We start from the raw sequence: 8408 nt of genomic DNA on the forward strand, positions 1-8408 counted from the left end.
GTGGTCTGGGACGAGGCCGAAAACCGTTTGCATGCCCAGAAAGCGCTGCTGGCGTGGCTGCTGGAGCGACGATCGTGACCCGCTCGAAGACCACACCCGAGACCACGCTGGCCGGCCCGTCCATCACCTCGTCGGTGATCTCGTCGCCGCGATGAGCCGGAAGGCAGTGCAGCACAATGGCTTCCGGGTCGGCCAGGGACAGCAGGCGGGTGTTGATCTGGTAGGGCCGAAACGGTGTGTGGCGGTCCAGCCCGTCGTCCTCCTGCCCCATCGACGTCCAGGTGTCGGTGACCAGGACATCGGCACCGCGCGCGGCCGCGTCGGGGTCGGTGGAGAGGGTGACCGAGGCGCCGGTGTCTTCGGCGCGCCGCCGGGCCGCCGTCACGAACGCCGGGTCGGGGGCGAAGCCGTCCGGGGCGGCGATGGTGACGTGAAGGCCGGCCGTGACGCCACCGAGCATCAGCGAGTGCGCCATGTTGTTGGCGCCGTCTCCGAAATAGGTCATCCGCACACCGGTGAGCGCACCCTTGCGCTCGGCGATGGTCTGCAGATCGGCGAGCACCTGGCAGGGATGGAACTCGTCGGAGAGCGCGTTGATGACCGGCACCGTCGCGGTCGCGGCCATGGCCTCGAGGCGCTCCTGGCCAAACGTCCGCCAGACGATGGCCTCGACGTAGCGCGACAGCACCCGCGCGGTGTCCTCCAGGGTTTCGTCCCGGCCCAGCTGGGTGCTGCGGGCGTCGACGACGACGGCGTGGCCGCCGAGCTGGGCGATGCCCATCTCGAACGAGAATCGGGTGCGGGTGGAGTTCTTGTCGAACAGGACCGCGACCCCGCGCGGGCCGTCCAGCGGTCGGACGCTGAAAGGATCCTTCTTCAATTCGGCGGCCAGCGCCAGCACCTCGGCCTGCTCGGTGGGCGACAGGTCGTCGTCGCGAAGGAAGTGGCGAGTCATGCTGCGGCCCCGTCGGATTCATCGAGGATGCCCGGCAGCGCCGCGACGAAGCCGTCGATCTGCGCCTCGGTGATGATCAGCGGGGGCGCCAGCCGGATGACGTCCGGTGCGGCAGCGTTCACCAGGAACCCGGCCCGGCGTGCGGCCGCTTCGGCGTCCTTGGCGCGCGGCGCGGTGAGCGCCACGCCGCAGAGCAGCCCGCGCCCGCGCACGTGGTCGATCAGGGGGTGGGCATGCGCCTCGATGCCGTGGCGCAACGACTTGCCCAGCACCTCGGCGTGCCGGACCAGGTTCTGCTCTGCCAGCACCCGCAGCACCGCGAGCGCCGCCGCCGCGCAGATCGGGTTGCCGCCGAAGGTGCTGCCGTGCAGGCCGGGGGTCATCAGGTCGGCGGCCGGGCCGACGGCCAGGCAGGCGCCGATGGGCAGCCCGCCGCCCAGGCCCTTGGCCAGCGTCACCACGTCCGGGGTGATGCCGTCGTGCTGGTGGGCGAAAAACGTTCCGGTGCGGCCCATCCCGGTCTGCACCTCGTCGAGCACCAGCAGCGCCCCATGCCGCGCAGTGATGTCGCGTGCGGCGACGAGGTATCCCTCGGGCGGCACGACGACGCCGCTCTCCCCCATGATCGGTTCCAAGAACACGGCGGCGGTGCCGTCGTCGACCGCGGCGGCCAGTGCGTCCGTATCGCCGTAGGGCACGTGAGTGACGTCCCCTGGCAGCGGAGCGAACGGCGCCTGCTTGCTCGGCTGACCGGTCAACGCCAGCGAACCCATGGTTCGGCCGTGGAAAGCCCCATGTGCGGCAACCAGTTTGGTGCGTCGACTGAGCCGGGACAGCTTGAACGCAACCTCGTTGGCCTCGGTTCCGGAATTGCAGAAGAACACCCGCGCCTTGGTGCCGGATTCGTTGCCGGCGCCGAGCAGGGCGACGAGTTCTTCGGCCAGCGCGATGCCGGGTTCGGTGGCATACAGATTGGAGGTGTGGCCCAGCGTGGACATCTGCTCGGTGACCGCCTCGATGATCGCGGGGTGGCGATGGCCCAGGACGTTGACCGCGATGCCGCCGAGCAGGTCGAGATAGGTCTTCCCGTCCACGTCGGTGACCACAGCGCCGTCGCCGCTCGCCAAAGCCATCGGCGGGGTGCCGTAGTTGTTCATCATCACGGCTTCCCACCGTTGCTTGATGGCGTCGGTCTCAGTCAATGGCGCCGCTCCTCCCTATCGCTACGTCCCCCGCAAGCGGGTGGGGGCACCTCCCTCTGGGGGCGTGCCCCCACTGCATCGTCGCCGGCGCCGTCACGCGCTCACCACCTTCGTACCGGTGCCCTCGTCGGTGAATAGCTCCACCAGCACGCAGTGTTCGACCCTGCCGTCGATGACGTGCGCGCTCGGCACGCCCGCGGTCACCGCCCGCAGGCAGGCCTCGACTTTGGGAATCATGCCCGCCTCCAGCGTGGGCAGCAGTTGCGACAATGTGCCAGTATCGATTTCGCTGACCAGCGAACCGCGGTCCGGCCAGCTCGTGTAGAGGCCGTCGACATCGGTGAGCATCAACAGCTTCTCGGCGCGCAGCGCTTCGGCCAGCGCCGCCGCGGCCGTGTCTGCGTTGATGTTGTGCACCACGCCTTCGGCGTCCGGAGCCAGCGTCGACACCACCGGAATACGCCGTGCGGCAATCAGATCCAGCACCGCGGCGGTGTTGACCCGCTCGACGTCTCCGACCAGGCCGATGTCGGTGGCCACGCCGTCCACGGTGACGCTGCGCCGCACGGCGGTGAACAGCTGGGCGTCCTCACCGGTGATGCCGACGGCGTACGGTCCGTGGGCGTTGATCAGGTTGACCAGTTCGCGGCCGACTTGGCCGAACAAGACCATCCGCGCCACGTCGAGCACTTCCGGTGTGGTGACCCGGAATCCGCCCTTGAAGTCCCCGGGGATGCCGAGCCGGCCCAGCATCGAGCTGATCTGGGGGCCGCCGCCGTGCACCACCACGGGATGGACGCCGCAGTTGCGTAGGAAGGCCATGTCCGCGGCGAAGGCGTGCCGCAGCATGTCGTCGGTCATGGCGTTGCCGCCGTATTTGATGACGACGATCTTGCCGTGTAGCTGCTTGAGCCAGGGCAGCGCTTCGGCGAGCACCTGCGCCTTGACGGCGGTAGGCAGCGATTCGGTGGCTGAACTCATGAGCTGTAGGCCGAGTTCTCTTCGACGTAGCCGTGCGACAGGTCGGTGGTCCGGACGGCGGCCAGGCCGTCGCCGAGTCCCAGGTCGACCGTGATGTCGATGTCGGCTTCCGAGAGGTCCACCTCGCGCGCACCCGGTGCCGCAACACCGTCGGCGAAGACCGCAAAGCCGTTGAAAGCCACGGTGATCCGATCCGGGTCCAGGGCGACGGGCGCCATGCCGACGGCGGCGAGCACCCTGCCCCAGTTGGGGTCCGAGCCGAACACCGCCGTCTTGACCAGGGAGTCGCGGGCGATCGTCCGGGCGGCGACCAGGGCGTCGGCCTCGGAGGCCGCTCCCCGCACGGTGACGTTGACCCGCTTGGTGACGCCCTCGGCGTCGGCCTGCAACTGCGCGCACAGGTCGTCGCAGACCTGCAGCACGGCCTCGTCGAGATCGGCCTGGCTGGGCGCGATTCCGCTGGCCCCTGAAGCGAGCAGCAGGACCGTGTCGTTGGTCGAGCAGGCGCCGTCGATGTCGAGCCTGTCGAAAGTGCGGGCGCTGGCGTGGCGCAGTGCGGCGTCCAGCGCCGCGGCGTCGACGGCCACGTCCGTGGTGAGCACGCAGAGCATCGTGGCCAGTGACGGCGCGAGCATCCCGGCGCCCTTGGCCATTCCGCCGACCGTCCAGTTGCCCAGGTGGTGCAGCGCAACCTGTTTGGGCACGGTGTCGGTGGTCATGATCGCCTGGGCCGCCTCGTCGCCGCCGGACAGGCCGCCGGCCATGTCGTGCACGATCGTGCGTACCCCGGTGAGCACCTTGTCCATCGGCAAGCGGTCGCCGATCAATCCCGTCGAGCACACCGCGACCTCGATGGCGCCGGTCTCGGTTCCCCAGTCCGACAACGCGGCCGCGACGGCTTCCGCGGTGGCGTGCGTGTCCTGGAAGCCGCCCGGTCCGGTGCAGGCGTTGGCGCCGCCGGAGTTGAGGATCACCGCGCGCAGCGCGCCGGTGCTTAGCACCTGCTGGCTCCACAACACCGGCGCGGCTTTGACCTTGTTGCGGGTGAACACCCCGGCCGCCGCGTAGTCGGGTCCTTCGTTGAAGACCAGGGCCAGGTCGCGATTGCCCGAGGCCTTGATCCCGGCGGCGATGCCGGCGGCCCGGAATCCGGCCGGCGCGGTGACGCCTTGTTCGCGCAGCAACCGCGCTTGGGCGGCGGCCCGCGTCACGGCGCCACCCCGATCACCGACAGGCCGTCGGCCTCCGGCCAACCCAGCGCCAGGTTCATCGATTGCACGGCGGCACCGGCAGTTCCCTTGACCAGGTTGTCGATTGCGGCGATCGCCACGAACGTGCTCGCCGCCTCGTCGACCGCGACGGCGATGTGCGCCGCGTTGCTGCCGATCACGGCCCCGGTGCGGGGCAGTTGCCCTTCGGGCATCAGGTAAATGAAAGGTTCTGCGTGATAAGCCTTTTCGTAGGCCTCCCGCAGCCGCGGCAGCGGTGCCCGCGTGCGTGCGGTGCACGTCGCCAGGATGCCCCGCGACGTCGGGATGAGCACCGGGGTGAACGACACGGTGACATCACGGCCGGTGACGGCCCCCAGGCCCTGGGCGATCTCGGGGGTGTGCCGGTGCGCCCCGGCAATGTTGTAGGCCCGCGCCGAGCCGATGACCTCCGCGCCCAGCAGGTCCGTCTTGGCGGCGCGGCCGGCCCCGGAGGTGCCGCTGACGGCGACCACGGTGACGGCGGGCTCGATGAGGTCCTCGGCCACCGCGGGCAGCAACGCCAGCAGCGCCGCGGTCGGGTAGCAGCCCGGAACGGCGATGCGCCGGGCGCCGCGCAACCGCTCGCGCGCGCCGGGCAACTCCGGCAGCCCGTACGGCCAGCTGCCGGCGTGCGGCGATCCGTAGAACCGCTCCCACGCGGAGGCGTCCGTGAGCCGGAAGTCGGCGCCGCAGTCGATGATCAGGGTGTCGGGGCCGAGTTGTTCGGCCAGCGCGGCCGAATGGCCATGCGGCAATGCCAGGAACACCACGTCGTGGCCGGCAAGCACGGCGAGCTCGGTCGGTTCGACGACGCGCTGGGCCAGCGGTGTCAGGTGCGGGTGGTGCTCGCCGAGCGTGCTGCCGGCGCTGGCGGCCGCGGTCACGGCGCCTATTGTGAGGCGCCCGTGCGCGTAGGCCGGGTGCCCGAGTAGCAGGCGTAGGATTTCACCGCCCGCGTACCCGCTGGCACCGGCAACCGCCACCTTCATCCCGTCGGCCATCCCGCCGATTCTGCATGGTTATGCAGTGGTTTGCAAATCCATTCCACTAGCCGCGCAGGTCCGCCCCCACCGCCTCGGCGGCGCGGCGGACCGCCGCGTCGCGGGCCGCGGTGGCGTCGTCCTCGGTGAGCGTGCGGTCGGGTGCGCGGAACCGCAACGAGAAGGTCAGCGATTTGCGGTCCTCGCCGATCTGCGGGCCGGTGAACACGTCGAACAATTGAAGGTCTTCGAGCAACTCCCCCGCGCCCTCGCTTACCGCGTCGGCCACCGCCTGAGCCGGTACGTGTGCCGCCACCACCAGGCTGACGTCCTGGAAGACCGCCGGGAACGGCGACACCCGGGGCGCGGGCAGCGTCAGCGGGATGGGCATCGCGTCCAGGTTCAGCTCGAGGGCGCAGGTGCCCTTGGGCAGCCCGGAGCGCTCGATCACCGCGGGATGCAGCTGGCCCGCATAACCCACCGGGATATCCCCGACGAGCACTTCTGCGCATCGCCCCGGATGCCACGGCAGGTACTGCGCCGCGCGCAGCCGCACGTCGATCCCGCCGGCGCGGGCGATGATGCGCACCGCCTCGAACGCGTCGGCGGCCTCGGCCCGGCGGCCGGGACCCCATGGTCCGCGGCGCTCGCGCAGGCCGGTCAGCACCGCCGCGACGTGCTGCGGTTGCCGCGGCAGCGACGCATCGAGGGCGGCTATTTCGCCGTCAGTGGGCCGGCGATCGACGGGAATGAGCTCCACGGCGCGGGTTTCCGCCGTCGGCTGCACCACCTGTGCCAGGGCATACAGCGAGATGTCGACCAGGCCGCGAGAGACGTTGCGCACCAAGGCTTCCAGCAGTGCGGGCAACAGCGTGGTGGCCAGCTGCGGGCGGTCGGCTTCCAGCGGGTTGAGCACGTTAGTGGTCCTGCGCCGCGGGTCGTCGGCCGGTAGGCCCCACAGGTCGAACACGCCGGCGGGCAGAAACGGAGTCGGCAGGATCTCGACGTAACCGGACTGGGCCAGGGACTTGCCGATGGCGCGGCGGCGCTTTTGCACGGCGGACAGGCCCCGGCCGGCGGGCGCCGACGGCAGCACCGACGGGATGACTTCCAGCCCCTCGAGCCGCAGCACCTCCTCGACGAGGTCGGCCGCCTGCACGAGGTCGGGCCGCCAGCTGGGGGGGATCACCGTCAACGTGTCGCCCCGCCCCGCCACGTCGGCGCCGATCTGGGTGAGCCGCTTGGCGGTCGTGCCTGGGGCGTAGCCCACCCCGGCCAAGCGATCCGGCAGGTCGACGGCGATCTCGATGGGCGGCAGGGCCCAGTCGTCGCGCGGCGGGTCACCGCGCCAGTCGGTCAGGCCGTCGGAGACAGTCCCGCCGGCGATGTCGGCGAGCAGCGTGGCGCACCGGTCCAGCGCGACCACCGAGATTGCCGGATCCACTCCCCGCTCGTAGCGGCGGGCGGCTTCGCTGGGCAGGTGCAGCCTGCGCTGGGTGCGCGACACGGCGGCGGGGTCCCACACCGCGGCCTCGAGCAGCACGTCGGTCGAATCGGCGCGCACCTCGGTGCTCGCCGCGCCCATCACGCCACCGATCGCGGTGGTCGCCGTGTCGTCGACGATGAGGACGTCGGCGGGCTCGAGTTTGCGCTCGATGTCATCGAGGGTCACCACGGTCTCGCCGGGCCGGGCGAACCGCACGCCGAAACTTCCGGTGATCCGTTTGCGGTCGTGGGCGTGCATGGGGTGACCGAGCTCGAGCATCACGTAGTTGGTGACGTCGACCGCCGGGGAGGTCGCGCGAATGCCGGACAACAGCAGCCGGCGCTGCAGCCACCACGGCGACACGGCGGCGGGGTCGATGCCGATGACGGGGCGCAACGCGAATCGCCGCACCCCGGTGCCGGGCTGGACGGTCAGCGGCCACGCCTCGCCGTTGACCGGCAGCGGCTTGACCACCTGGCTGCCGGCGGGATCGACATAGTGCAGGTCGTAGGCGCAGGCGATCTCGCGCGCCATGCCGCGTAACGACATGCAATAGCCGCGGTCGGGCGTGATCGCCAGGTGGAAGATCACGTCGCCGAGTCCCAGCACCGCGGCGCCGTCAGCTCCCGGGTCGGCGGTGCCCGGCGGCAGCACCAGGATCCCCGCGTGGTCGGCGCCCATGCCAAGTTCTGCTGCTGAGCAAATCATTCCGTCGGAGTTGCGGCCGTAGGTCTTGCGGGCGGCGATTGCGAAGCCGCCGGGCAATATGGTGCCCGGCAGCGCCGCGACGACCAGGTCGCCGACTACGAAGTTGGTTGCACCGCAGACGATTTCGCGATCTTTGTCCTCACCGACGTCGACGTGGCAGAACCGGATCGGCTTTTTGAAACCGGTGAGTTCTTCGATGGCGGTGACTCGGCCCACGGTCAGCGGGCCCTCGACCGGGCCGAGGGTGATGACCTCTTCGACCTCGTGGCCGATGCGCACCAGCGTCTGTTCGAGCTCCTCGGGGGCGACATCCCAATCCGGTGCGCCGGCCGCCACGATCTCACGTAGCCAGCTGTACGGAATGCGCATCAGGCACCCACCCCGAACGGCAGCGAGAAGCGCACGTCGCCCTCGACCATGTCGCGCATGTCCGGAATCCCGTTGCGGAACTGCAGCGTCCGTTCCAGCCCCATGCCGAATGCGAAGCCGGAATAGACACCCGAGTCGATTCCGGCGGCGCGCAACACGTTCGGATGCACCATCCCGCAGCCGCCCCACTCGACCCAGCCGGCGCCGCCCTTTTTGCCGACGAACCAGACGTCGACCTCGGCCGACGGTTCGGTGAACGGGAAGAAGTGCGGCCGGATCCGGGTGCGCGCCTCGGGACCGAACTCGGCGCGCGCGAACGCATCCAGCGTTCCCCGCAGGTGCGCCATGGTCAGGCCGCGGTCCACGGCCAGCCCCTCGACCTGGTGGAAGACCGGCGTGTGGGTGGCGTCGAGTTCGTCGGTGCGAAACGTCCGGCCGATCGACACGATGTAGACGGGTAGCTCGCGGGCGAGCAGG

Annotated in this window: 5 protein-coding genes and 3 pseudogenes; 1 reads left to right on the forward strand and 7 read right to left on the reverse strand. The window is 70.5% G+C overall.

Annotated features, from left to right (window positions below; translation table 11 throughout):
• Window positions 1–78 (forward strand): hypothetical protein (locus tag A5652_RS28680; RefSeq protein ID WP_232001239.1); only part of this gene is annotated, 78 nt, incomplete at its 5' end.
• A 22-nt stretch (window positions 79–100) separates the two neighbouring features.
• On the opposite strand, the pseudogene argF reads toward A5652_RS28680, so the two are convergent.
• From argF to A5652_RS18550, 7 genes and pseudogenes are all read right to left on the reverse strand, one after another.
• A pseudogene (argF, locus tag A5652_RS18520) lies at window positions 101–955 on the reverse strand (ornithine carbamoyltransferase); the annotation flags it as partial.
• Window positions 952–2115: an acetylornithine transaminase gene (locus A5652_RS18525; RefSeq protein ID WP_067354685.1), complete on the reverse strand. Its 1164-nt coding sequence runs from the start codon at window positions 2113–2115 to the stop codon at window positions 952–954. The gene A5652_RS18525 and the pseudogene argF, both read right to left, overlap by 4 nt.
• A gap of 135 nt (window positions 2116–2250) precedes the next feature.
• Window positions 2251–3138 carry an acetylglutamate kinase gene (gene argB / locus A5652_RS18530; protein ID WP_067354672.1) on the reverse strand — a complete coding sequence of 296 codons (888 nt, stop codon included), beginning with the start codon at window positions 3136–3138 and terminating at the stop codon, window positions 2251–2253.
• Window positions 3135–4349, reverse strand: coding sequence for a bifunctional glutamate N-acetyltransferase/amino-acid acetyltransferase ArgJ (gene argJ, locus A5652_RS18535; protein ID WP_067354675.1), 1215 nt, complete (start codon window positions 4347–4349; stop codon window positions 3135–3137). Before argJ ends, argB begins: the two co-directional genes overlap by 4 nt.
• Window positions 4346–5405: pseudogene (argC, locus tag A5652_RS18540) on the reverse strand (N-acetyl-gamma-glutamyl-phosphate reductase). Before argC ends, argJ begins: the two are co-directional and overlap by 4 nt.
• Window positions 5406–5435: 30 nt before the next feature.
• Entirely contained in the window at window positions 5436–7931 is a 2496-nt protein-coding gene (gene pheT, locus A5652_RS18545) for a phenylalanine--tRNA ligase subunit beta (RefSeq protein WP_067354684.1), read from the reverse strand.
• Window positions 7931–8408: pseudogene (locus tag A5652_RS18550) on the reverse strand (phenylalanine--tRNA ligase subunit alpha); the annotation flags it as partial. The pseudogene A5652_RS18550 and the gene pheT, both read right to left, overlap by 1 nt.

This window comes from Mycobacterium sp. 1165178.9, from assembly GCF_001673555.1.
GTDB lineage: Bacteria > Actinomycetota > Actinomycetes > Mycobacteriales > Mycobacteriaceae > Mycobacterium.

Coding starts and splice junctions, on each gene's coding strand:
- A5652_RS18525 (WP_067354685.1), bottom strand. CDS start 2,115: ATGATGAACAACTACGGCACCCCGCCGATGGCTTTGGCGAGCGGCGAC.
- argB (WP_067354672.1), bottom strand. CDS start 3,138: ATGAGTTCAGCCACCGAATCGCTGCCTACCGCCGTCAAGGCGCAGGTG.
- pheT (WP_067354684.1), bottom strand. CDS start 7,931: ATGCGCATTCCGTACAGCTGGCTACGTGAGATCGTGGCGGCCGGCGCA.